The organism is Advenella mimigardefordensis DPN7 (assembly GCF_000521505.1).
Lineage (GTDB): Bacteria > Pseudomonadota > Gammaproteobacteria > Burkholderiales > Burkholderiaceae_B > Advenella > Advenella mimigardefordensis.
The window spans coordinates 1,921,262-1,945,738 of record NZ_CP003915.1 but is presented as its reverse complement, the minus strand read 5'-3'; the positions used below and the strand labels follow the sequence as shown (position 1 = coordinate 1,945,738).

General features: G+C 52.7%; 20 protein-coding genes and 1 tRNA gene. 15 read left to right on the top strand and 6 right to left on the bottom strand.

The annotated features are described in order from the left end of the window. Positions 1–132: 132 nt before the first annotated feature. Positions 133–1,050, top strand: a complete 918-nt coding sequence (gene cysK, locus MIM_RS08965; RefSeq protein WP_025372412.1) for a cysteine synthase A — start codon at positions 133–135, stop codon at positions 1,048–1,050. A gap of 169 nt (positions 1,051–1,219) precedes the next feature. Next, positions 1,220–2,851, top strand: a complete 1,632-nt coding sequence (locus tag MIM_RS08960; RefSeq protein WP_222836929.1) for an argininosuccinate lyase — start codon at positions 1,220–1,222, stop codon at positions 2,849–2,851. A 175-nt stretch (positions 2,852–3,026) separates the two neighbouring features. On the opposite strand, the gene MIM_RS08955 is transcribed toward MIM_RS08960, so the two are convergent. The 3 genes from MIM_RS08955 to MIM_RS08945 all read right to left on the bottom strand — a co-directional run bounded on the left by MIM_RS08955 (position 3,027) and on the right by MIM_RS08945 (position 6,951). Continuing rightward, positions 3,027–4,343: a porin gene (locus tag MIM_RS08955; RefSeq protein WP_245592843.1), complete on the bottom strand. Its 1,317-nt coding sequence runs from the start codon at positions 4,341–4,343 to the stop codon at positions 3,027–3,029. A 431-nt stretch (positions 4,344–4,774) separates the two neighbouring features. Further along, positions 4,775–5,950 (bottom strand): porin, encoded by a 1,176-nt coding sequence (locus MIM_RS08950; RefSeq protein WP_025372410.1) that lies wholly within the window; start codon positions 5,948–5,950, stop codon positions 4,775–4,777. Between the two features lie 683 nt (positions 5,951–6,633). Next, positions 6,634–6,951, bottom strand: a complete 318-nt coding sequence (locus tag MIM_RS08945; protein WP_025372409.1) for a hypothetical protein — start codon at positions 6,949–6,951, stop codon at positions 6,634–6,636. Positions 6,952–7,211: 260 nt separating this feature from the next. On the opposite strand from MIM_RS08945, the gene MIM_RS08940 reads away from it, so the two are divergent. Further along, a complete protein-coding gene (locus MIM_RS08940; RefSeq protein ID WP_025372408.1) occupies positions 7,212–8,372 on the top strand; it encodes a mandelate racemase/muconate lactonizing enzyme family protein in 1,161 nt (386 codons plus the stop codon). A gap of 29 nt (positions 8,373–8,401) precedes the next feature. On the opposite strand, the gene MIM_RS08935 is transcribed toward MIM_RS08940, so the two are convergent. Then, positions 8,402–9,358 carry a Bug family tripartite tricarboxylate transporter substrate binding protein gene (locus MIM_RS08935; protein WP_245592842.1) on the bottom strand — a complete coding sequence of 319 codons (957 nt, stop codon included), beginning with the start codon at positions 9,356–9,358 and terminating at the stop codon, positions 8,402–8,404. A gap of 803 nt (positions 9,359–10,161) precedes the next feature. Here MIM_RS08935 and MIM_RS08930 point away from each other — a divergent pair. Together MIM_RS08930 and MIM_RS08925 are read left to right on the top strand one after the other, a co-directional pair. Further along, on the top strand, positions 10,162–11,106 hold the full coding sequence (locus tag MIM_RS08930) for a Bug family tripartite tricarboxylate transporter substrate binding protein (protein WP_025372406.1): 945 nt from the start codon (positions 10,162–10,164) through the stop codon (positions 11,104–11,106). Positions 11,107–11,203: 97 nt separating this feature from the next. Beyond that, positions 11,204–12,010 (top strand): amidohydrolase family protein, encoded by an 807-nt coding sequence (locus tag MIM_RS08925; RefSeq protein WP_158318718.1) that lies wholly within the window; start codon positions 11,204–11,206, stop codon positions 12,008–12,010. Between the two features lie 96 nt (positions 12,011–12,106). Here MIM_RS08925 and MIM_RS08920 read toward each other — a convergent pair. After that, positions 12,107–12,191: transfer RNA gene (locus MIM_RS08920), tRNA-Leu, on the bottom strand. A 353-nt stretch (positions 12,192–12,544) separates the two neighbouring features. Here MIM_RS08920 and dapC point away from each other — a divergent pair. The 10 genes from dapC (at position 12,545) to MIM_RS08870 (ending at position 23,609) form a co-directional block, all read left to right on the top strand. After that, the gene (gene dapC / locus MIM_RS08915; RefSeq protein WP_025372404.1) at positions 12,545–13,747 is read left to right on the top strand and encodes a succinyldiaminopimelate transaminase; all 1,203 of its coding nucleotides are present in this window, start codon (positions 12,545–12,547) and stop codon (positions 13,745–13,747) included. A 204-nt stretch (positions 13,748–13,951) separates the two neighbouring features. Then, positions 13,952–14,773, top strand: coding sequence for a 2,3,4,5-tetrahydropyridine-2,6-dicarboxylate N-succinyltransferase (gene dapD / locus MIM_RS08910; RefSeq protein ID WP_025372403.1), 822 nt, complete (start codon positions 13,952–13,954; stop codon positions 14,771–14,773). A gap of 2 nt (positions 14,774–14,775) precedes the next feature. Then, on the top strand, positions 14,776–15,918 hold the full coding sequence (dapE, locus tag MIM_RS08905; RefSeq protein ID WP_025372402.1) for a succinyl-diaminopimelate desuccinylase: 1,143 nt from the start codon (positions 14,776–14,778) through the stop codon (positions 15,916–15,918). A 47-nt stretch (positions 15,919–15,965) separates the two neighbouring features. Then, positions 15,966–16,865 carry a 50S ribosomal protein L3 N(5)-glutamine methyltransferase gene (gene prmB, locus MIM_RS08900; RefSeq protein WP_025372401.1) on the top strand — a complete coding sequence of 300 codons (900 nt, stop codon included), beginning with the start codon at positions 15,966–15,968 and terminating at the stop codon, positions 16,863–16,865. A 325-nt stretch (positions 16,866–17,190) separates the two neighbouring features. Continuing rightward, positions 17,191–19,137 (top strand): ABC-F family ATP-binding cassette domain-containing protein, encoded by a 1,947-nt coding sequence (locus tag MIM_RS08895; protein WP_025372400.1) that lies wholly within the window; start codon positions 17,191–17,193, stop codon positions 19,135–19,137. Positions 19,138–19,397: 260 nt separating this feature from the next. Next, positions 19,398–20,534 carry an acyl-CoA dehydrogenase family protein gene (locus MIM_RS08890; RefSeq protein ID WP_025372399.1) on the top strand — a complete coding sequence of 379 codons (1,137 nt, stop codon included), beginning with the start codon at positions 19,398–19,400 and terminating at the stop codon, positions 20,532–20,534. Positions 20,535–20,545: 11 nt separating this feature from the next. After that, positions 20,546–20,698, top strand: coding sequence for a rubredoxin (locus MIM_RS08885; RefSeq protein WP_169733358.1), 153 nt, complete (start codon positions 20,546–20,548; stop codon positions 20,696–20,698). Positions 20,699–20,702: 4 nt separating this feature from the next. Further along, the gene (locus tag MIM_RS08880) at positions 20,703–21,566 is read left to right on the top strand and encodes an ABC transporter ATP-binding protein (RefSeq protein WP_025372397.1); all 864 of its coding nucleotides are present in this window, start codon (positions 20,703–20,705) and stop codon (positions 21,564–21,566) included. 41 nt (positions 21,567–21,607) lie between these two features. Continuing rightward, positions 21,608–22,786: an ABC transporter substrate-binding protein gene (locus MIM_RS08875; protein WP_025372396.1), complete on the top strand. Its 1,179-nt coding sequence runs from the start codon at positions 21,608–21,610 to the stop codon at positions 22,784–22,786. A 4-nt stretch (positions 22,787–22,790) separates the two neighbouring features. Next, the gene (locus MIM_RS08870) at positions 22,791–23,609 is read left to right on the top strand and encodes an ABC transporter permease (protein ID WP_245592863.1); all 819 of its coding nucleotides are present in this window, start codon (positions 22,791–22,793) and stop codon (positions 23,607–23,609) included. A gap of 102 nt (positions 23,610–23,711) precedes the next feature. On the opposite strand, the gene MIM_RS08865 is transcribed toward MIM_RS08870, so the two are convergent. Further along, entirely contained in the window at positions 23,712–24,380 is a 669-nt protein-coding gene (locus MIM_RS08865; RefSeq protein WP_025372394.1) for a phosphoribosylanthranilate isomerase, read from the bottom strand. Positions 24,381–24,477 lie beyond the last annotated feature (97 nt).

The window sequence follows — 24,477 nt, the reverse complement described above, 5'->3', positions numbered from 1 at the left end:
CCTGTTGCGGCAGAATAAACCCGTGCACAACAACCGGTCAGAAAAACGGCTCCGCCCCCGGGCAAACCTTGTATTGTCCGGCACAGGCAGTATGCTATATTCGTTTTTTCCCTTAACCACCTACCTCACTACATGAAAGCAGAATCCGTACTCGACACCATTGGCCAAACACCTCATATCCGATTTTCCCGTATGTTCCCCGGCCAGCAGCAAGTCTGGATCAAGGCCGAGCGCTTCAACCCCGGTGGCTCCCTGAAAGACCGCGCTGCCCTTGCCATGATCGAAGCAGCCGAACAGTCCGGTGCGCTGAAACCCGGCGCGACCATTATTGAGCCAACATCAGGCAATACCGGCGTTGGTCTGGCCATGGTTGCCGCAATCAAAGGTTATAAGCTTATTCTTGTCATGCCTGAAAGTATGAGCATAGAACGCCGCCGCCTGATGAGCGCCTATGGTGCCAGTTTTGATCTGACCCCCAAGGAAAAAGGGATGAAAGGCGCGATCGCGCGTGCGGTCGAGTTGGCGGAACAAACACCTGGCTCATGGATTCCGCAGCAGTTCGATAATCCAGCCAATCCACAGGTACATGCCGAGCGCACAGCCAAAGAAATTCTTGACGACTTCCCGGCAGGACTAGACTACCTGATTACCGCAGTCGGCACCGGTGGCCACATTACCGGCATTGCCCGTACGCTGAAAAAGCAATGGCCACAATTGAAAGTGCTTGCCGTTGAACCGGCTGCCTCTCCTGTCATAGCAGGTGGCGAGCCCGGCCCGCACGCGCTGCAGGGTATTGGCGCAGGCTTCATTCCGGTTAATCTGGACACAAGCCTGCTGGATGGAACGATTTCAGTGGAAGTCCCTGAATCACTCGATTATGCCCGCCGTGCCGCCACACAGGAAGGCCTGCTGGTAGGAATCAGCAGCGGTGCCACACTGGCGGCAATCGCTAAAACATTGCCCGGTTTGCCGGCCAATGCCACCGTTTTGGGCATCAACTACGATACCGGCGAGCGGTATCTTTCTGTCAAAGATTTTTTGCCTGAATAATAACCGGCTAAAAAGCAACTGGCTAAAAAGCGGGTTAAAAACCCAGGGCCCGGGACATGGCAACAGAGGACAAACAGAGGGAATAATCCGTCTGCCATGATCCGGGCGCGCTGCACACTTTGCTTGCAGGAAACCGCAGCACACACGCTTAAAACAAGGAGACAGCAGCATGAACAATCATATATTTCGTTTGAAATCTCAGGTACTGGCAATCATGGCGCTGAGCCTGGCTGCCTCAATCGCCCAGGCGGCCAATACCGGCGAAGTGGCATGCAAGACAACGGCCGAATGTGAACAGCAGGCCATCAAGGCGGGCGTGACCGCCAAGCCGGTATCCAGCAAGGCCACCAGCAAAAATGACGAGAAGGAAGACCAGTTCTACTGGCTGGGAAAAATCAACAAGGCCTCGGCCGTCATGCTCACCGAGGAAAAAATTGTTGAGCCGCAAATGGGCGCAAAGCTTGCCAGCGGCGTTGCCTATTCTTTGGAACAATCGGAAAAGCCCGATGGCAAACGTCCCAAAGACGTGCTGCAAATTGAAAAAATCATCACAGATGAAATTGGCCCGGATGCGTCGCTAATCCACACCGGGCGCAGTCGCCAGGATATGTATGCCACCTATCGAATGGCCAAACTGCGCAATCAGGTGCTGGACTATTCAGATGCGCTCAATACATTGCGCACGGCTCTGCTGGCCGCTGCCGCCAAAAACGTCAACACCATTGTGCCGGCCTACACCAATGGTGTGCAAGCCATGCCTATCAGCTATGCACATTACCTGCTGGCCTATGAAGCGTCTTTCGCCCGTGATGCCCAGCGCATTCACGAACTCTACAAACGCATGAACCTGTCCGCCATGGGCACGGCCGTACTGGCCAATTCAAGCTGGCCTCTGAATCGCGAACGCATGGCAGAACTGCTTGGTTTTGACGGCATTATTGAAAACTCCATGGATTCAAGCCAGATCGCGCCCTCCGACGTATCACTGGAAGCCACCGGCATCCCATCCTCATCGGCCATCCGTCTGGGCGTGCTGTTGCAGGACATTCATACCCAATATCACCAGACCCGGCCGTGGCTGTTGCTCGATGAAGGTAGCACCTATACCAGTAGCGCCATGCCGCAAAAGCGTAACCCTGGCGTGATCATGCGCGCTCGCGAAGCGGCCTCCAATGTGGTCGGCCTGGCGCAAACCGTGGTCTTTCGCAACCATAATGTGACCACGGGCATGACCGACTATAAATCGGCCTGGGACGATCTTGGTCTGTTCCCACAGGCGATCAAGATGATCGATAGCGTCAATACCGTTATGAAAGCCCTGAATGTAAATGCTAAGCGCTCTCTGGAGGAACTGGAAGATGACTGGACGACTTCCATGGAACTGGCCGAAGCCCTGCAAAAGGAGCATAAGATTCCGTTCCGGGTGGGCCACAGCTTCGCTTCATCCATTGTGACCGAAGCGCGCAACAATGGCTTCAAGCCCAAAGACTTTCCTTATGACAAAGCTGTAGAGCTGTACACCAAGGCGCTGCAGAAATATAAACTGCCTGAAGGCAAACTGCCGATCAATGAAGCTCACTTCCGGGAAGTGCTCTCTCCTGAATTCATGGTGAAAACCAGAGTAGGCACAGGCGGCCCGCAACCGGCAGAAGTGGAGCGTATGCTGGCCGAAAGCAACAAGCGATTGGATGGCGATAAGGCCTGGATGCAATCTACGCGCGATAAACTGGCGCAGGCAGATAAAAAATCTGGACGAGGCCTTTACCAAACTGAAGGATTCTGCAGATCAATCAGCAGATAAGCCATCTGCTGAAGGTGCTGCAGCAAAGTCAGCACAAGACAAGCCTAAAGGTTAATTGCTGGCACAGCAGCATCGTTGAAGTAAAAAAGGCCGCGTTGTTGCAGCCCCAAATGAAAAACCACCCCGAAGGGTGGTTTTTCTGCTTTATGAATACATCGCTAAGCGATGCATATCATTAGAAGCGGTGTTGCAGACCAACGCCGATCAGTGTGGATTTCAGCTTGACGTTGCCACGATGGTATTTTTCGTCAAACTTCATTTTGCCTACACCGTAGGAAGCGGCAGCATAAACGCGAGTACGTTTGGACAGGCCTTGTACGTAGCCTACGCTGAAGATGCTCAGCTTACCTTTCATACCGTCATATTCGTTGTTGGTATTTTTGGATGTGTTCCCTTGATAAGAGAATAAAACAGTGCCAGCGTCACCAACTGGAGCACTAAGACCAACCATCCAGGATTGTTGACGGAAGCCGGGGGCTTCTGCGTAGTTCAGGCCATTAAATTTGCTACGAGCTTTGAAAATTGTTGTGTAACCAGCCAGTGCACTATTCAAGCCAATACCACCAGCTTGAGCCTCTGTAATCGCTTTGCCTGCTACAGAACCGCGAATCTGACCGTAGCCCAGGTGCAACTTGACGACTTCAAAGTCATAAGCACCGAACAGGTTCCACATATGGGTGGTACTGCTGGTTTTTGTATCGAAATCAACATATTTATGTTGGTCTAGGTCATAGTTATAACCACTGCTCCGGACATCCGTACGGAAGCGATCATAGGAAACACCGACAGAAACCGGACCGTTTTCGAAACCCAGACCGGCTGAAATCCAGTTAGAAGTGTCGCGCTTATCAGATTTTTCGTCGCGTTTTTCAGAGGAATTCTTATCGTGAGTACCGGAATAGGCAAGGCCGAATTTAAAACCGCCGAATTCAGGCGACAGATACTTGATGGAGTTGTTCATACGAGCGGAAACTGAATCGCCGAATGCACCATCTGCCACGCCAGCCTGCCCCACACCGGTACCGAAAGGATCAATGCCGGAGACGACATCATCGGCCACGTTGTACTGACGACCCAGCGTCAGGGTACCCCAGCTCTCGCCGGTCAGACCGATAATGGCCTTGCGACCGAACAGGCGCTTACCTTGTTTGGACTCACCCGTTCCCAGATCAAATCCGCTTTCCACCTGGAAAATGGCGCTGGTGCCGTTACCCAGATCTTCGCTGCCTTTCAGGCCCCAACGGTTACCGTTCAGGATACCATTTGTCATGCCGATGTTGCGTTTTTCGCTCCAGCTTCCAGAGTGCCGGTGTCCACCATCATGTACGATATCACTTTCAGTAATTTTAGTCTTGGTATAACCGATACCGCCGTCAACCAGACCGTACAATGTTACAGAAGTCGCAGCTTGTGCTACCCCGGTAGCCGCACCGAGCAGCACGATAGATTGCAATGCCTTTTTCATGTTGAATACTCCATTTACAAATTTCATTCCGGCGTACCGGATTACTTCATCACCTTTGGGCTAGCGGTATGACACCGGCCAGCTTTACCGGATTAACCGGTAGCTCGACACCATGATGGTCAGGCTGCCTGTAAACGAATAACGCATCCATACCACCATGTTGACAAACCACTGCATACGGGCCCGCTTATCTTGTCAAATCAAAGGGTTACGGAAGCAGCTTGAGAAGTATTGTATTTTTTAGGAGCGGATCACCGCCTTGATCCATGTAAAGGCAAAATTGCAAAAAAGCGTGTATATGAAAATGCCGTGCGAGGTAGGCGCAACCGTAGGCATAACGGCGCACTTCGTGCAGAAGCACCCAGCACTAGAGGGAAAAACACCACAATAGCAAAAGCCTGAAAGATGTCGCTTTTACGCATCAATCAGGCTTTTTTACTACAGATAACAGTGGCTGCTTAGAAGCGGTGTTGTATTCCTGCAGCAACCAGTGTCGATTTAAGTTTGACCTTGTCGTCCAGCGCATCAAAACGCACACTGCCACTACCGTATGACGCTACAGCGTAGAGCGTGGTACGTTTGGACAGATCCTGGCTGTAGCCGATGCTGCCAATATGCAGGGTGCCGCGTGCCTTATCATAGACGGTGTCCGAGTTTTTCACATGATTGCCCTGGTAGGACAGCAGAACTCTACCCGCATCTCCGACAGGAATGGTCAGCCCGGCCAGCCATGCCTGCTGACGGTAACCACTGGTTCCGCTAAGCAACCCTGAATCGCCGTCATCCACCAACGCGGTATCCAGCGAGTGAATCAATCCTGAAGACAAGCCTGTGGCTGGCAAGGCGCCATGCGTCTGGCCGTACATCAAGTGTGCCTTAACGGCAGTGAAGTCATAGGTCAGACCTACATTCCACATATTGGTCGTGGACTTTGTACTCTCATCGCTCACGGTCACATCGCTGCGAAACCGGTCATAGGTTGCAGCAACGGCCAACGGGCCATTTACGTAGGATAAACCGGCTGTGATCCAGTTAGACGTGTCTTTGTCGACGATGCGCCCGGCACCGCTGCTGTATTCCGTTTTCTCGTTACGTCCGGAATACCCCAATCCGAATTGAAAGCCGCTCCAGGTTGGGCTCATATATTTTATCGAGTCGGACATATTGGCAGATACTGAGTCGCCAAATGCACCGGCGGTCACGCCAGCCTGCCCGAAATTTGTTCCAAAGGGATCCAGCGGCGAGAGTATGTCATCAGCCACGTTAAATTGGCGGCCCAGTGTCACGGTACCCCAGTCAGCGCCGGTTAACCCCACCAGCGCACGCCGGTCAAATAACGTACCCTCAGATAGGGAGTGCCCTGTACCAAGGGAAAAGCCGCTTTCCAATTGAAAAATGGCACTGGTGCCATTGCCAAGGTCTTCAATGCCTTTCAGACCCCAGTTGTTCGTGCCGCCGATACCATCAACCAGGCCGATGTCACGGGTTTTGACCCAACTATCGCCATAGCTGACCTTCGTTTGTGAATATCCCACCCCTGCATCGACCAGGCCGTACAGTTGCACCGATGTCTCGGCGTGTGCCAGGCCCGCAATCGCGGTCAGCACCAATCCCGACAACAGACTCTTTTTCATACTTATTTCTCCAGTTACAAACAAGCTTTGCGGCGGCGCCCAAAGCATTCACATATGTGATTAAACACCTGTGTCCGGGATCGACCTGCCTGCCCGCAAGCGAGCATCAGGCTGGCCGTATCTCATCAGGGATAAAGCAAAACCCGTGCCTGTTTTAATGGCAGCAGGCGACGGGTTACCAATCAGGGAACTGATCTATCACGGCACTGTGTCGTGGTCATAAAGCATTCACCGGTCCTGATTCTTTTATTGCGAATACTTTTTCTTCGCATTGTTATTTCGTATTCTTTATTACGTGATCACTAGTCGTCAAACGATTTCTGCTGAACAATAGCCGTACGTATGAATCCAGCAACCATTCCTGATTTTTTGCTGAACAATTGTGCTTTACGTTAGGATCCAGCAACGGTTCTTCCTTACCGCCATTCGCAGCGGACGAGCCTGGATCGGCTGATGTTAACGGAGACAATTGGGGGATAAGGGAATGGGGAAATGCGGAAAAGGAAAGATGGGGAGAAAAACAGGATCCGGGCAGCCTCATCCATTGCACGAGAGCAATGCATAGCGAGCATCGGTTTGGTGCAGGATTGCCCCAAACCATCACACCGCTCAACGACTGGCGAAATCAAGGTGATTGACTGCTGCTGCCCTGATCCATGGGACACGACTGCAAGCGAATCCAATCAACTGCTTGCCTTGTGCAACATGCAATAGTCATAAGCTTCCTGGCCAATATCGGTCTTGTTGATGTCACTTTCGTAGGCAACGTCTATTGCATATGTGAACATCGGGTCTTTGCTATCGCTGCCCAGCCCGGCCTTGTCTCCTGCCCTGTCGTTATGGCCTTCCCTGCGCGCCCGCAAGGTTGCCTGCGCCTTTTCCTGAACGCGCTTGCATACTGAATCCGCATGCTGATACGCCGGCTTTACCGGCTTAGCCGCATAGGCCTGCAAGGACGCCAAAGCGCATAGCGCACCTACGACATATGTCATTGTTTTCATTTGCATTCTCCTTTTATATTCACAATACATCGCTACTGGAGATGAGCTTACCTGAAAATCACAAGTTTGATGTTTCACGCTGACACATCTCTGCTGCCACACTATCTGCTTCGAACTACATTATGATGATGACATCCGGCAAACCCATAGCTATGACATCTGAAATTACCAGCTTTAATTAATTACAATCGTTCCGAAATGTCACTCGTTATAGTGATTACTGAAGATTCGAGTTCACCCTAAAGCACGCCTGAACCACTATGAGCACCATCACCTCTATCACTGCTGTTCCGTTCAATGTTTCACCCAAAACCAACTGGTTTTTTATTCTCATTCAAATGAGTGATGGCACCCATGCCTGGGGAGAGGCATCGCTCAATGGCTGGGAAACGGCCCTTCAAACCGCGACCCAGTTGCACGGTCAGCCGCTGATCGGCATGACAGCAGAAGCAGCGATTGCCCAGGTGCGCCCGTCTCCGATACTGCCTGGCGGGCTGGTGTCCAATGCAGTGCTCAGCGCTCTGGCTCAGGCGCTCTGGACCATCCGCGCCGAACAGGAGGCGATGCCGCTGCACGCCATGCTTGCGCCACTGCAAAGAAAAGCCATATCCGTCTACGCCAACATTAATCGCGCAACCGTTGACCGTACACCCGCAGGATTCGCCGCCACCGCAAAACGCGCTGCCGCTGCCGGCTTCTCCGGATTTAAAGCCGCACCTTTCGACGGCGTCACACCCAGCCTGTGTGCAAATGGAGAGGCTAGGCAGATGATCCAGCACGGCATAGATTGCCTCTATGCCATTCGTGATGCCATTGGGCCGGATGCCCGCTTAATGGTGGATTGTCACTGGCGATTTGACGAACAAAGCGCACTTGACGTACTGGATCAGCTACAAGCCGTTGGTCTGCACTGGTTTGAATGCCCTCTGGCGGAAACCTATGGCAACTGGGATCCCCTGCGCAGAATAAAAGCGCACGCCAATGAACAAAACGTGTTGATTGCGGCAGCAGAAACCCAGGTTGGTGTCCATGCTTTCGAAATGCAGATTCGAGAAAAACTGCTGGACGTGATTATGCCTGATATCAAATATTGCGGCGGTCCTGCCCATATGCTGGCGATCGCAGAAATGGCTGCTGCAAACGATGTCCTGTTTGCTCCCCACAATCCGACTGGTCCGATATGTACGGTTGCGTCCCTGCACGTGGCGTGTGTCGCCAGCAAAGCACATATGCTTGAGTTGCAATTTGAGGAAAGTCCGCTTTATGAGGAACTGGCCGGACCGCAATACCCCAAGCTGGATAAGGGCAAGTACCAGGTTCCCAATCGCACCGGCCTGGGAGTAAAACCAGATAGGCAATTACTGGATGCTCACCCTTTCAGGCCCGTGCCATTCGGAATTGAAACCTTGCTTGCTGTTTAGCTGTGTGGTGCCTGCGCGCAGGTTTATTTTCAATCTGCCTTGATGTTTTTTTCCTGAGCCAGCTTTTTCCAACGGCTCACATCGTTGCGGATGCGCTCTGCAAATTCCTCGGACGTACCGCCAGCGGGAGCACAACTGACTGCCTTTAAACGTTCCTGAATATCCGGGGATGCCAGCGCCTCATTGATTTGCTTGTTGACGCGCTCGATTATTTCATTCGGGGTATCCGCAGGTGCAAGTAAACCGAACCACGCGACCGTTTCAAATCCAGGATAGGTCTCTGCAAGCGTTGGTACGTCGGGCAATTCCGGCACACGCTCTTTCGTTGTTACCGCCAGCGCCTTTGCCTTGCCTGACTTAATCTGGCTGAGCCACGGCGGCAAATTACCTACCATCGTCACCACTTCATCAGACAAGACGGCCTGCACTGCCGGTGTCGCACCCCGATACGGAATATGCACTAGCGGCACGTCCGCAAGGCTCTTGAAGAGTTCAGCAGAAAGATGCGCCGAGCTGCCGATACCGCCGGAGGAATAATTCAACGACGTTTTGCTGTTCTTTATGTAGGCAACAAATTCCTTCACATTGCTGACCGGCAGATCCTGCCTCACGGCCAGTACATTGGCTGTGGTGCAGAACAGGCCTACCGGCTTGAAGCTTTTAACAACGTCGTAGCGCAGCTTGCTGTAAATGGCTGCATTAATACCATGCGAACCGGCATTGCCGACGATCATGGCGTAGCCATCGGGTTTGGCATTGGCAACCGACTCCGACCCAATCACGCCCCCTGCCCCTGGCTTGTTCTGGACCACGATGGTCTGGCCCAGCGCCCTGCCCACCTTATCAGCCAACAACCGACCGATGGAGTCCGAGCCGTCACCTGGCGGGCTGGGAATAACCCAGGTGATAGGCCGTTCCGGGTAGGCAGCCAGTGCTGGCGTGCAAGCCAGAGGCAGCAGGATGGCCATGAATATGGAACGTTTCACGATATGTCTCCAAAATGGCCCAGTGTATAAAAGGGCTTATATTATTTGAACGAACTTCTGATTCAAATGTTATTGCTCTTAAGTATAACGATTGTGATAAAGGAAACAATTCGTGGATGTAGGAGCAGGTGCTATAGCACGATCAATGTGCACGACGAATGACACAGAATGGGGAGCGGCCAAATGACCTGCCTTGGGAATGAGGCATCTTGCGCATGGCGGATCTTGAGCAACTTCCGAAAAAATTCCGAAAGGAGGGGAAACTGACGACGCTTGACCAGATACGAACGAGACCAAGCCTCAATTGACGTACCTGATAAGAAAAAAACGCCTAGGCACGGATGCTGATAGGCGAAAATGCATACGACACTTAGGATGGAACGTATGCATTGCTGGATATTACGAAACTTAACTATTATTAACAATCTCGGGTTTACCCGAGAATAGGCCCATCTTGTATTTCAGATTAAAGAACAACCAGAAGTGCTCCAGAAAAATTCTCATTTGTCAGTTCTGGATTTATCAGTGTTGAAAACGACTCTCTGATGTTCCTCGGCTCGCTTCGCTGGAAGCGAGGCAGCACAAATTCCAACTCTGTTCAAAACAAATTGGAAAAATTACCAACTCAACTAAATAAATAAAAAAATTGCTTTCAAAACAAAAAAATAATGAGATAAATGTTTTCGAATTTGACATATTCTTGCCGTCATCACCTTAAGTAGTTGCATTCGAATACATATTTCTTTACTTAAATTTAACTTCTAAAAAGAACAACACCTCATAAGATATAAAAGGAGAACACTATGTCAATCAGCAAAATATTATCAACAGTATTGCTCGGAATAATGGCATCTCAACCAGTGCTTGCACAAAGTTTTAACAAACCAATTCGACTTGTCGTGCCATTTGGAGCAGGTGGAGCAACTGATGTTCTTGCCAGACTGATAGCCCCCACTATTAGCCAACAATTAAAGCAGCCTGTAATCGTTGAGAACCGCCCAGGAGCGAACGGGCAGATCGGCGCACAATTTGTTAAGAGCGCACCAGCTGATGGCTCTATCTTGATGGTAACTACTGAACATCCGGTGGTTATTCTCCCATTTATAAATACAAAAGCACCCTATACAGGAGACGATTTCACCATTCTAGGAAAAATCGCTAATCTTCAATGGGCGCTTTCAACATCAAAAAAATTTGGAGCTCAAAATCTGAAAGAGTTCGTTGAACATATCCGACAGCATCCAGCAGATGGTAACTACGGTGTTCCTTCAGACGGCGGCATACCTCAGATGATCGGCTCTGTGATTGCCAAAACCGAAAAAATCGAAATGGAAGTTATCCCATATGGGGGAGCTGGTCCCATGATACCGCACCTGATGGGCGGGCAAATAGGATCTGGTGTCACCGGCCTCCCGGAAGCAATAAGCATGTTAGATTCAGGAAAAGTGGATGTGCTGGGGATCGCAGGGAGTAAGCGCTCAACACACCTCCCTGACGTGCCGACCTTCAAGGAATTAGGATATGAAGGGTTAGCAGTAGATAGCTGGTTTGGCGTGTTTTCACCAAAAGGAATCAATCAGGAAATGAAGGTAGCATTCCACAAAGCGCTTCAGTTAGCATTAGAAAATCCGGAAGTTAAAAATAGGATATATGAAATGTCTATCGACACGCTTCCAATGTCATTAGAACAAGCAGACAGCGACTACGAAGAAGCAATTGAATATTGGAAGAAAGCTTATAAAAAGTGATACTTCCACTCAAAAGCTATCAGCGTATTCAACATAACTAAATTTTGACATAGTAATGAACTTGCATTCCTGCGGAACTAACGGATCTACTTTTCCAATGCCCAAGCATTCTTGCGATTGCCATATGCATGTTTTTGACAATACGTATCCCATTGCCAAGAACGCTATCCTGGTGCATGAAGAAGCAACTCTGGTCGCGTATAAAAAACTGCAGACACGATTGAATATTGAGAAAAATGTAATTGTCCAGCCTTCAACCTATGGCACGGATAATCGCTTATTGGTGAACACCATATCCAATATTGGGGAATCATGTCGTGGCATAGCTGTTGTCGACTCCAGTGTCACAGACGAGACGCTGTATCAACTAAAAAGCGCCGGAGTGGTTGGCGTGAGATTCAACCTTGTCCAACAAGGAGCAACAACTATGGACATGATAGAAACCATCGCAAAAAGGATCCACCCATACGGAATGCATATTCAGTTGCATCTTAAACCTAGTGACTTAATTGCTATAGAGAAAATGCTAATGAACTTGCCGGTTCCTGTAGTTCTCGATCATTTTGCAAATATTGGTGCTCAGATAGAGCTTGAGAAGCCAGCAAAAGAAAGTGTTTACCGTTTAATGTCTACCGGCAATACCTGGATAAAACTATCAGGCGCATATATGGTTAGCCGCGTGAAAAATTATTCTGATTTGCAGGAATATGCAGAGAAACTGATGGAATCTGCTACAGACCGTTTGGTCTGGGGTTCCGATTGGCCTCATGCTACGGAAAAAAGAAAGCCAAATGATGGAGATTTAATCTCCCTGTTGGGGCTCTGGGCAAAGGATGCGGTGACGATTCGTAAAATACTCGTTGACAATCCAGTCAATCTATATGGATTCAAACCAGTCGAATAAGCCAAAAAAACGGTGTAAGCCACACAAAAATAGCATTTTTTGATAACCCATTGAATGAATTATTATTTACTGGATTCCCACATGTTTAAATACTTGTGGTGCGAGCGAAGAGACTCGAACTCTTACACCTTTCGGCGCTGGAACCTAAATCCAGTGCGTCTACCAATTCCGCCACGCTCGCATCAAAGAACGGGGATTATAGTAGGGTTTGGTGGCCTGCGTAAAGAGATTATGTCAATTCGATGATTTTTACCATAGAAATAAGCGTAAATAGCGGCAGAAAACTAACAGAACCTCCACTTATCCTCACAATCACCTGGTATTCAGCCATCGCCCGGGGAGCGGTGCAAAAAATGTGGTATCACGCACTGCAGCGTTTCTACGAAATTCCCGCCAGTTACTGGAAAACGGCCATACCGCTGCTTACGACCGATAGCCTTAAATTGACCGCCGCCCCATAGAGCGAAAGGGTGATGCATCCGCGCTGCCTCGCTCCTATAAATGGTAAACTTGCGCATCTACGCAAGGTCTGTCATGAATCCTAAATTACGTCTGCTGCAACCCTACCCCTTTGAAAAATTGCGGGCGCTTCTGGCCACCGCTCCTGCCCCTGCGACAGAGCTGACGCATGTGAATCTGTCTATCGGTGAACCCAAGCATGCTACGCCGGCATTGGTGAACGAGGCGATCACCAGCCATCTGTCGGGCCTGTCTGCCTATCCGCCGACCAAGGGTGATGCATTGCTGCGTGAATCGATTGCCGCCTGGATTGGCCGCCGTTACAACATGCCCGCACCGGATCCACAAACCCAGGTATTGCCTTGCCTGGGATCCAGGGAAGCCTTGTTTGCTTTTGCGCAAACCGTGCTGGATGGGGCCAGCGACAGCCTGGTCATCTGCCCGAACCCGTTCTACCAGATTTATGAAGGTGCTGCCCTGCTGGGTGGCGCGCAGCCCTATTACGTCAACGCTGTACCGGAACGCAACTTCAGCCCGGACTGGTCCGCCGTACCCGCGCATGTTTGGGAAAAAACACAATTGCTATTTGTGTGTTCGCCCGGCAACCCGGCCGGGAATGTGATGCCGGAACAAGAGTGGGCCGTATTGTTCGAACTGTCTGATCGCTATGGTTTTGTGATTGCTTCAGATGAATGTTATTCCGAGATCTATTTCGACGATGCGCAGCCGCCGGTAGGCGTTCTGCAGGCGGCATACAAGTTGGGTCGTACCGATTTCAAAAATTGTGTCTGCTTTTCCAGCCTGTCCAAGCGCTCCAATGTGCCGGGCATGCGTTCAGGCTTTGTTGCCGGCGATGCCAGCCTGCTCGAGTCGTTTCTTCTTTATAGAACCTACCATGGCAGCGCCATGAGCCCGGTGTTCAGTGCTGCCAGTACAGCTGCATGGAACGATGAAGCCCATGTTGAGCAAAACCGCGCCTTATATAAAGCCAAATTTGCTGCGGTCTATCCCATTCTGGCCGAGGTGCTGGACGTAAAAATGCCCGATGCATCTTTCTACCTTTGGGCAGGTACGCCCGTTGCCGATCCCGATTTCGTTCGTGATCTGTTTGGTGCACAGCATGTCACCGTATTACCCGGCAGCTATCTGGCGCGCGAGGCTCATGGGGTCAATCCCGGCGCCAATCGCATCAGGCTGGCACTGGTTGCGCCACTGGATCAATGTGTAGAAGGTGCCCAGCGCATCGCCCGGTTTGTTCGAGAACGCTACGCCAGCTGACAGTAACCCGATCGCTCGCGATACAGCCGTCAGTCACCCGGCGAAAGCGCCGCGCAGACGCCCGGTTTCACTGTAACGCCGGGGTTTTTGTTAAGCTTCGGTATCCCGGGAAAGAAAGGCATTCTCCGTCCATTGGTAGCCCCATCCGGAACAGTGCCTTTCTTTCACCATTGTGTTAATTATTTTTCAACCTATCCAAATCTTATGACTACTGATCTTCAAGCCGTTCTGGAAAAAGCGTGGGATGACCGCGCCAACCTGTCTTCCTCTACTGTTTCAGCCGAAGTGCGTGATGCCGTCGCCACCGCCCTGGCCGCACTGGACAACGGCACGCTGCGCGTTGCCGAAAAAAAGGACGGGGACTGGGTTGTGAACCAGTGGCTGAAGAAGGCAGTACTGCTGTCTTTCCGCCTGAATGACAACGTCGTCATGAATAACGCGCCCATGCAGTTTTTTGATAAAGTGCCGCTAAAATTCCAGGATTTCAGCGAGGCAGATTTCAAGGCTGGCGGCTATCGTGTGGTGCCTAACGCCGTTGCACGGCGAGGCGCATTCATCGGTAAAAACGTGGTCCTGATGCCTTCATACGTCAATATCGGTGCCTATGTAGACGAAAACACCATGGTCGATACCTGGGCAACCGTTGGATCCTGCGCACAGATCGGCAAAAACGTTCACCTGTCTGGCGGCGTGGGCATTGGCGGTGTGCTGGAACCGCTGCAGGCAAATCCGACTATTATTGAAGACAACTGCTTTATTGGTGCGCGTTCTGAAGTGGTCGAAGGCGTGATCGTTGAAGAAAACTCTGTACTGGCGATGGGCGTCTTCATTTCCCAAAGCACCAAAATCTATAACCGCGAAACCGGCGAAGTGACCTATGGTCGCGTGCCTTCCGGCTCTGTGGTCGTACCTGGCTCCCTGCCCTCTGCTGACGGTTCGCACAGCCTGGCCTGCGCGGTGATCGTCAAACGCGTGGATGCCCAAACCCGCGCCAAAACCAGTATCAACGATCTGCTGCGTGCCTGATCATGAGTGAGGTATCTTCTTCTCCGGTACTGGCCCTGACCCAAACCCTGATCGCCCGCCAGTCGGTCACGCCAGACGATCAGGATTGCCAGCAAACACTGGCCGCTGAACTGGCTGATTCGGGGTTCGTTGCAACGCACCTGCCATTCGAAGAAGTGCAAAACCTCTGGCTGCGGCGCAACACGGCAGCGCCGCTGCTTATTTTTGCCGGGCATACGGATGTGGTTCCCACCGGTCCGCTGGAACAATGGGACAGCAATCCCTTTGTTCCTACGATTCGCGACGGCAAGCTGTACGGGCGCGGTGCGGCTGACATGAAAAGCTCTATTGCCGCATTTACCATTGCAGCCAAAACGTTTGTGCAGGCGCACCCCGATCACCGGGGTTCCATCGCCATGCTGATCACTTCGGACGAAGAAGGCCCCTCCATCAACGGTACCGTTAAAGTCTGCGAATACCTGAAGCAACAAGGTGTGCAGCCGGATTACTGTATTGTGGGCGAGCCAACCTCAACGACCACACTGGGTGATGTCATCAAAAACGGTCGCCGGGGTTCCCTGTCGGGCCGGGTTGTGATCAAAGGCTTGCAGGGGCACGTGGCTTATCCGCATCTTGCCCGAAATCCGATTCATTTGTGTGCACCCGCGTTACATGAGCTGGCGAGCACTGAATGGGACCAGGGAAATGAATACTTCCCGCCCACCACTTTCCAGATTTCCAATTTCCATGCCGGCACCGGTGCAACGAATGTTGTCCCCGGCACGGCGGAGTTTCTGTTCAACATCCGGTTTTCTACTGCCAGTACCGTTGAATCGCTCAAGACGCGCGTACAGGCCATTTTGGACGCACACCACCTGGAAAGCCAGATTGAGTGGACGCTTGGCGGCGAACCCTTTCTGACACCGCGGGGCGAGCTATCCGAGGCCTTGTCTGCCGCCATTGTGGCCGTGACCGGTACGCAAACCGAATTGTCCACCACAGGTGGCACATCGGATGGACGCTTCATTGCGAAGATCTGTCCACAGGTCATTGAGTTCGGCCCCATCAATGCCACGATTCATCAGATCAACGAACACATAGAAGTCGACAGCCTGGAGCCGCTGGCCGCCATTTATCGTAAAACCCTTGAAAACCTTCTGCTGTAGACTTGCACTAAGCAATTGTATATCTAACATTGAATATCGGATATTTTATGGCTTCAAAAATCCACAACGAGCTGAAAACAGTGCGCGACGTTATTCGCTATGCGGTCTCCCGCTTCAATGACGCAGAACTGGCCTTTGGCCACGGCAGTGATAATGCCTGGGACGAAGCTGTCTATCTGGTCCTGTCTACGCTGCACTTGCCGCTGGATACGCTGGACCCGTTTCTGGACGCCCGCCTGCTGGAAGACGAAAAAAGGCAATGCATCAGCCTGATCGAACTGCGTGTAAAAAAACGGGTTCCCCTGGCTTATCTGACGGGCGAAGCCTGGCTGCAGGGTCACCGTTTCCTGACCGACAAGCGCGTGATCGTCCCGCGTTCACCCATCGCAGAACTGCTGGCCGAACAACTTGACCCATGGGTCGCGGATCCCGAGAACGTACAGCATGTGCTTGATCTGTGTACCGGTTCCGGCTGCCTGGCTATTCTTGCCGCGCTGGCCTTCCCGAATGCGCAGGTTGACGCAGTCGACCTGGCCGGTCATGCCATTCGTCTGGCACAGAGAAACGTGGACATGTACCAATTAGGCGATCGGGTCAATGTAGTACAGGGTGACCTGTATGCGCCACTGCAAGCGCAGCGCTATGATGTCATTGTTTGCAACCCGCCATACGTGAACAGTACCGCCATGGCGCAACTGCCCAGCGAGTACCAGCACGAACCCGTACTGGCGCTGGCTGGCGGTGACGATGGCATGGACATTATTCGCACGATTCTGGCTCAGGGTGCGGCACATCTGAGCGATGATGGCTTTATGGTTCTGGAAATTGGCAATGAATATGAAAACTTCATGAACGCCTTCCCGACCTTGAATCCGGTATTTCTTGAAACAGCCCAGAGTGACGATTCTATCCTGCTGCTGACACGCGCACAATTGCTCACGCTCTGACGCTATCATCCTGGCACTCAATGGCTTGCTGCTTGTCCGATCGCGCCTGCACAAGCCTGGCCAAGGGCCGGAAAACCAATACAATAGCAATAGAGCGCGTAGCGGTCTTGCGGACCTGAGCAGCGCCCGTACGGCGCAGTACCAGGCTCTGCCCCTGACAAACGGCGACAAGGTCACCCTATATAAAACAACGTGGCCTGACCGATGTGTCTGAATGGCTATGGCGTTACCCGTTGTATGATGTTGCCCTTGATGTTGCCCTTGATGTTGTCCATCACATTACCCGTTAAATTCCACTGATTATTTTTTCCTCGGATTATTCGCTTTGATTCGCTCTTCTGGCCTTACTTTACGTCGCGGCACCAAGGTGCTGCTGGAAAATGCCGACTTCGTCGTACACCCAAAGGAACGCGTTGGCGTGGTCGGCAAAAACGGCGCGGGCAAAACAACGCTGTTCGCCCTGCTGCAAGGGCGGATCGATGCGGATGCCGGTGATCTGTTCATTCCCGATTCCTGGCGAATTGCCACGGTCGAACAGGAAATCCATGCCACTACGCAACCGGCAAGGGAATTCGTGATTGACGGGGATACACATTTGCGTGAGCTGCAACAGGCGCGCGCTGCCACACCCGATACGGACGGCACCCGCATTGCCGAGCTGGAAGCGGCGCTGGTCGAGGCCGATGCCTGGAGCGCACCATCGCGTGCCGAACAACTGCTGGCCGGCCTGGGTTTTCGGCCTGAACAGTGGACTCAGGCGGTCAATAGTTTTTCCGGCGGCTGGCAAATGCGTCTGGCCCTGGCCCGTGCACTGATGGCCCCGTCCGAATTGCTGCTGCTGGACGAGCCGACCAACCACCTGGATCTGGATGCCATGCTGTGGCTGGAGAAATGGCTGGCGGCCTACGAGGGTACGGTTATCCTGATTTCGCACGACACTGAATTTCTGAATGCCGTGGCCAAAACCATTTTGCATGTGGACCAGCAAAAGCTCGTGCGCTATAAGGGTGGATATGATGATTTCCTGACTCAGCGCGCCGAACGCGTGCGGCAGTTGCAGGTGGCGATAGATCGCCAGAGCCGGGAATCGGCCCGGCTGCAATCGTTCATTGATCGTTTCAAGGCAAAAGCCACCAAGGCCAAGCAGGCACAAAGCCGCGTCAAGGCGCTGGCTCGTATGGAAAAACTGGCCCCGCTGCAGGCCGAGTCGGGTATCTATATTCATATCCCCTCCCCGCCTTCCATGCCCGATCCGCTGCTTCGTATGGACAAGGTGGCCACCGGCTATACCGATGAACAGGCAAACCAAACCGTGATTCTGAGCAATATCGAATTGATGATTCGCTCCGGCGCTCGTATTGGTGTGCTGGGCGTCAATGGCGCCGGTAAGAGTACGCTGATCAAGACCATTGCCCGTGAACTGGAGCCCCTGGCGGGCCATTACAAACCGTCCAAGGGTCTGGAGATTGGCTATTTTGCCCAGCATCAGCTGGATATGCTTGATGTTGATGCCAGCCCGTTGCAGCACTTGCAGCGCATTGCACCTGAGGCACGCGAACAGGAACTGCGCAATTATCTGGGTGGATTCGGTTTTGGCGGTGATAAGGTCAACGACAAAGTAGCGCCCTTTTCCGGGGGTGAAAAGGCCAGGCTGGCGCTCTCGCTGATCGTTTGGCAAAAGCCCAATCTGCTGCTGCTTGATGAACCCAGCAATCACCTGGATGTGGACACCCGTGAGGCGCTGGCCACCGCGCTGGCCGAATTTGACGGTAGCATGCTGATGGTCTCGCACGACCGGCATCTGCTACGCACCACGGTGGACAGTTTCTGGATTGTGGCAGATGGCCAGGTCATTGAGTTTGACGGTGACCTGGACGACTATCGCGACTGGCTGGCTCAACGCGCTCTGAGCATACGCCAGGAAGAGCGCGATGCGACCGCGGCAACCGATGGCGCGGGCGCGGCGCCCGATCGCAAAGCGGTGCGACGTCAGCAGGCCGAAGAGCGCCAGCGCATTGCACAGCTACGCAAGCCGCTGGATAAGCGCCTGGCGCAGGTCGAAAAAAACCTGGAAGCCGCGCAGGCCCGCATTGCCCAGATCAATGCACTGATTGCCGATGAAGATTTCTATTCTGATGCACGCAGGGACGAACGGGTTGCCGTGCTGGCCGAACATGGCGAACTAACCGCGACCGCCGAAACGCTGGAAGAAGAATGGCTGCAGTTGCACGAGTCCATTGAAGCGCTGACCACTCAGGCAGAAACGGAATAACAAAATAACAGCAACTGCGCGCCTATACGATACGATAAAGCGATAACGATCCGGCCTGCCCTCGCACTGTCATGAGCGGCGCCGGCCATCCACGTATTGACCGTTTTTTGTCAGAGGCTAACAACCCTATCGCCTTATAGCCTTTTATCGATTCAGAAGCATGTCATATGAAATACAGCAATAAGAACATTCTTTTAATGTATTTCAGTCATAAGTAAATAGTTTTTATACTAGCCGCATCAGTTAAGTATAGGATTATTATGTCTGCTCCTGAAATATCCCTCCGCTCAGATGCCGACCAGGCTGCCCGTTTTGAAGCGATTGACGCGCTGCTGGCCGCTAAATTAAAGCCTCTGGTTCAGCAAATTGATCAGGAAGGCTTGTATCCTGAAGCGATTGTTCGGGAACTGGGTGCACTGGGCGCCTATGACGCAGCCGTATCAACAGAATTCAGTGGTCGCAATGCCGGTCTGGCTGAACAGATTGAAATCACCCGCCGCATTGCCGGCTATTGCGCCTCCACTGCCTTTATTGCCTGGTGCCAGTCAACTTCAGCCTGGTATCTGCAGCATGCACCCAACGCAGCGGCACGCGAAAAATTCCTGGCACCGGTAGCCAGCGGCCAGTTGCTGTCGGGCACCGGTATGTCCAACACCGTCAAACACCTGGCTGATATTGAGCGTATTCACCTGTCTGCGGTGCGCGATGGCGATGCGCTGATTATCAATGGCAGCCTGCCCTGGGTGTCTAATCTTGGGCAAGAGCATATCGTTATTGTGGCCGCCCGTGTGGGTGAGGAAGGCTATGCCATGTTTGCAGTGGAGTGCAATCAGCCTGGGCTGGCGCTGAAACCCTGCCCGGAGTTTTCCGGTTACGAAGGCACTCGCACGTTTAATGTTCGCTTCAGCGACGTGCGTATCCCGGCCGAACATGTGCTGGCCCAGCCTGAGCAATTCAAGGAATTTATTCGTCGCATCAAGCCCGGTTTCATTCTGGGTCAGATTGGTATTGGTCTGGGTGTGATTGATGCCAGCCTGAAAATCATTCGCGACAGCAACCTGACACACGAGCACGTTAATATTTTTCTTGACGATCAGTTCGATGATATCAAGTCCGATCTGGATGTCTACGCCTCTGCAACCCGTAATATGGCTGCGCTGGCCGATACGGACCAGTCTGATCTGCTTGCCGTTTTACAGGGTCGTGCCGCCGCCTCTGAGCTGAGCCTGAAAGCCACGCAATCGGCCGCACTGCACGCCGGTGCCAAAGGATACCTGATGCGCCATGCTGCGCAGCGACTGCTGCGTGAAGCCCTGTTTGTGGCGATTGTCACCCCCGCCCTGAAACACCTGCGCAAAGAGATTCACGCGCTGGAACAAGAGAAAAAGGCCGCATAGTGAAACAATGGATGTGCGGGCCCTGTGGCTTTATTTACGACGAATCGGCCGGCCTTCCCGAGGAAGGCATTCCTGCCGGCACCCGCTTTGAGGACATTCCGGATGACTGGGTCTGCCCTGATTGTGGTCTGAGCAAGCTGGACTTTGTGCTGATACCGGACTGACTGCATGAAAGCACTTTATTCCGACGATACACCTCTTTCTCAGCACATCGGTGCACTGCCAGCCAGTGCCGCGCCGGTGGCTGTTGCTCAGGAGGCACGGCCCGTGTTGCTGCACGCTGAACATATTCGCATCAGCTATCCGGGCGATGAAGGAGAACGAATCGTCCTGAACGATTTTTCACTGGCGCTGCGCGAGCAGGAATTCGTTGCCATTATCGGCCCCAGTGGTGTTGGCAAATCGTCACTATTGCGCATTCTTTCCGGATTGCAAACACCGCAGGCCGGACAGGTTCGGCTCAATGAGCAGGCCATCAGTCAGCCGCATCCGGATATCAGCTTTGTGTTTCAGGACCCCAATCTGCTGCCCTGGCTGAACGTATCGCAGAATATTGCATATGGAATGAATTTCAAACGGCATAAAAATCGCAGCCGTCAGGAAATTGATGCAGCGGTAGCCGAAGCGATCGACACCGTTAAACTGGACGGTTTCGGCAGTCACTACCCTTCCAGTTTATCTGGTGGGATGGCGCAACGTGTGGCTCTGGCCCGCAGTCTGGCGCGCCGACCGCGTATTCTGATGCTGGATGAACCGCTGAGTGCACTGGATGAAATCACCCGCGCACAAATGCAACAGCTGCTGCTGGATACGATCTCGCACTATCGAGCCAGTGCCGTCATGGTCACTCACGATATTGATGAAGCGCTGACGCTGGCAGACCGCATCATTCTGCTGGATAAAAATGCCAGTGCGCACCGCCATTGGTCCTTAATGCAATCCCATCCTCGTGACGTTGCCAGTCCCGAGTTTTTATCCATTCGGGCCGATATCGTCCACACGTTACGCAACGCCTTCGGTACAGGCGCCTGAGCGGTAACGTCACCAACACTCATTCAACCGAGCAATCCATCATGAATCTTCGCTCCCGCCGTGAATTTCTTCGCCTGTCTTCGCTGCTTACAGCGGCGGGCGCCCTGCCCCTGCTGAACGCGCAAAACCGGGCGTTTGCCGCAGAGCCGGATGCGCCTGTTCGTATCGGCTACCTGCCGATTACCGATGCCACGCCGCTGCTGGTCGCGCACGCCAACAAGTTGTTTGAAGCCGAAGGGCTACAGGTAGAAAAGCCGCGCCTGTTCCGCAGTTGGGCGCAACTGGCCGAAGCCTTTTTAAGCGGTCAGGTGAACGTGATTCATCTGCTCTCGCCCATGACGGTATGGACGCGCTATGGCAGTCAGGCCAAAGCCAAGGTGGTGGCATGGAACCATATGTCCGGCTCCGGACTGACCGTTGCACCGGACGTCAATGACGTCAAGGATTTAGGCGGCAAAACCGTAGCCATTCCGTTCTGGTATTCCATCCACAACGTGGTTCTGCAACAGCTTTTAGACAAAAGCAATCTGAAACCCGTCTCGCATGACAAACCCGCGCCTGATGAAGTCAAGCTGGTGGTGATGGCGCCCTCTGATATGGTGCCGGCGCTGGCTAACAAAACCATTGCCGGCTATATTGTGGCCGAGCCGTTCAATGCACTGGCCGAAGACCTGAAAGTGGGCAAGGTGCTGCGCTTTACCGGCGACGTCTGGAAAGATCACGCCTGTTGCGTGGTACTGATGCACGAACGCGACCTTGCCGAAAGAAAGGACTGGACGCAGAAAACCGTGAATGCGATTGTTAAGGCCCAGGCCTGGATCCGCGATCACCGACAGGAAACGGCCGATCTGCTCAGCAAGGATGGTCCCAATAAATATACGCCGCATAGCAAGCCCACCCTGTCGCGCGTGCTGGTGCCGGATGCGGATTTCGAATCACGTTACGAAGCCACCGGCGCGATTGAACACGCCAACTGGAAAACGGCGCGTATCGATTTTCAACCGTATCCCTTCGCCTCCTATACCGAAGAGCTGGTGCGTCAATTGAAAAATACGCATATCGAAGGCAATAACAGTTTTCTTAAAATGCTGGATCCGGCATTTGTGGCACGTGATCTGGTGGATGACAGCTTCGTTAAAAATGCGGTGGCCGCCGTTGGTGGCCTGAAAACGTTCGGCCTGGACGAATCATTCACGCGAACCGAGCAGGTTGTAGCCTAGGATGATGATGACAACAGCAAGCCTTGCCTCCCCTGGCGTGAATCCCGTCAAAAAACGCCGGATCAGCCGCTATGCGACGCCGCTGGCCGGCATCGCAGGGCTGGTCATTCTGATCCTGCTCTGGGGTATTGGGATTCATAGTCTGACTGACTCCATGCCGTTGGCCGAACAGTTGTCGCCACAGAACAGCTTTGCGGCACTGGTTCACTTGCTGGGGCAAAGTGAACTGCCCGGCCATGCACTGACCAGCTTGCGGCGGGTATTTGTGGGCCTGGCGCTGGCGCTGGTGATCGGCATTCCTATAGGCCTGGCCGTGGGTAGCGCCCGCTGGTTTGAAAACAGCACCCAGCCGGCCTTCCAGTTCCTGCGCATGATTTCGCCCCTGTCGTGGATGCCGATTGCAGTGATGATTTTTGGGATTGGCGATGCACCCATCTATTTTCTGCTCACGTTTGCCGCCGTCTGGCCGATTATTCTGAATACGGCCGCCGGCGTCAAAAGCCTTAATCCGCAATGGCTGCAACTGAGCCGAAGCATGTCGGCTACCCGTTTTGAAACGCTCAAAACCATTGTTCTACCGGGCATTCTGTCGCATATCCTGACGGGTCTGCGCCTGTCTATCGGTATCTCCTGGATTCTGCTGGTACCCTGCGAAATGCTGGGTGTGTCGTCCGGGCTGGGCTATTTCATTCTTGATACCCGCGACCGTCTGGCCTACTCAGAACTGATGGCCGGCATTCTGTTTATTGGTCTGCTGGGCTTTGCACTGGACTATCTGGCACAGGCACTGTACCGGCATTTCACATATGGTAATAACCGCTAGTCTTTAATGGTCAAACCTGTAGCGTCCTGGCAGTGAAGAATCATCACTGCCTGGCGCGCATTACAGCATGACAGGCACTGTCGTGAACCACAACACCGGCCTTCACAGTTCTGCTGGCCAGTGCAACTTATCGGCCTCGGACAGCGCCAGCATAAAGGAGCGCATTTTGCCGGCGCTTTTTTCACCGGGCGCAATTTCAATCCCGCTACTCAAATCAACCGCATAGGGATGGTAACTGCTTACCAGCGCGCCGATATTGGATGCATTCAGGCCGCCGGCAATGATGATTTTGTGCGCCGGCAAATCCTGCGTAACCTGTGCCAGCAAGCCAATTTCAAATGAAATACCGGCGCCGCCATACGCAGGTGAATAAGCATCAAACAGAAACGCCCGTGCATTCGGATAGGCCTTGACAGCAGCAGCAATCTCTTGCGGCGTTGCCAGACCCGGCGCGCCTACTCTTAATGCCCGAATATAGGGATAGGCAAACTGCTCGCAGAAATCGGCCGTTTCATCACCGTGAAACTGTATAAAGTCCGGCCTTACCGTGTTCATAATCTGTTCGATCAACGATACATCGGCATTCACAGTGAGTGTAACGGCATGAACAAAGGCAGGCACGGCACGACGCAACGCTGCCGCCTGCGCCAGCGGCACATAGCGTTTACTTTTCTCGTAAAGCACCAGCCCAATGGCATCGGCCCCGGCGTGAACCGCATCGTGTATATCTTTTTCTGACGACAGTCCACAGAATTTAACGCGGGTTCTCATTTTAAGTCCCATAAAAAAACCCCGGCAAAGCAGATGCCAGGGTTATGAGTTTAACGAATTTTCCAGGTTGATATCCTGAAATGATCGTTACATCCGC

Bases quoted from the DNA above. Each gene is read 5' to 3' on its own strand.
- MIM_RS08885 (WP_169733358.1), top strand. From the start codon at position 20,546: ATGTGCGGGCCCTGTGGCTTTATTTACGACGAATCGGCCGGCCTTCCC.
- cysK (WP_025372412.1), top strand. From the start codon at position 133: ATGAAAGCAGAATCCGTACTCGACACCATTGGCCAAACACCTCATATC.
- dapC (WP_025372404.1), top strand. From the start codon at position 12,545: ATGAATCCTAAATTACGTCTGCTGCAACCCTACCCCTTTGAAAAATTG.
- MIM_RS08950 (WP_025372410.1), bottom strand. From the start codon at position 5,950: ATGAAAAAGAGTCTGTTGTCGGGATTGGTGCTGACCGCGATTGCGGGC.
- MIM_RS08880 (WP_025372397.1), top strand. From the start codon at position 20,703: ATGAAAGCACTTTATTCCGACGATACACCTCTTTCTCAGCACATCGGT.
- MIM_RS08940 (WP_025372408.1), top strand. From the start codon at position 7,212: ATGAGCACCATCACCTCTATCACTGCTGTTCCGTTCAATGTTTCACCC.
- MIM_RS08875 (WP_025372396.1), top strand. From the start codon at position 21,608: ATGAATCTTCGCTCCCGCCGTGAATTTCTTCGCCTGTCTTCGCTGCTT.
- MIM_RS08925 (WP_158318718.1), top strand. From the start codon at position 11,204: ATGCCCAAGCATTCTTGCGATTGCCATATGCATGTTTTTGACAATACG.
- MIM_RS08865 (WP_025372394.1), bottom strand. From the start codon at position 24,380: ATGAGAACCCGCGTTAAATTCTGTGGACTGTCGTCAGAAAAAGATATA.
- dapD (WP_025372403.1), top strand. From the start codon at position 13,952: ATGACTACTGATCTTCAAGCCGTTCTGGAAAAAGCGTGGGATGACCGC.
- dapE (WP_025372402.1), top strand. From the start codon at position 14,776: ATGAGTGAGGTATCTTCTTCTCCGGTACTGGCCCTGACCCAAACCCTG.
- MIM_RS08930 (WP_025372406.1), top strand. From the start codon at position 10,162: ATGTCAATCAGCAAAATATTATCAACAGTATTGCTCGGAATAATGGCA.
- MIM_RS08890 (WP_025372399.1), top strand. From the start codon at position 19,398: ATGTCTGCTCCTGAAATATCCCTCCGCTCAGATGCCGACCAGGCTGCC.
- MIM_RS08960 (WP_222836929.1), top strand. From the start codon at position 1,220: ATGAACAATCATATATTTCGTTTGAAATCTCAGGTACTGGCAATCATG.
- MIM_RS08955 (WP_245592843.1), bottom strand. From the start codon at position 4,343: ATGAAATTTGTAAATGGAGTATTCAACATGAAAAAGGCATTGCAATCT.
- MIM_RS08945 (WP_025372409.1), bottom strand. From the start codon at position 6,951: ATGAAAACAATGACATATGTCGTAGGTGCGCTATGCGCTTTGGCGTCC.
- prmB (WP_025372401.1), top strand. From the start codon at position 15,966: ATGGCTTCAAAAATCCACAACGAGCTGAAAACAGTGCGCGACGTTATT.
- MIM_RS08870 (WP_245592863.1), top strand. From the start codon at position 22,791: ATGATGACAACAGCAAGCCTTGCCTCCCCTGGCGTGAATCCCGTCAAA.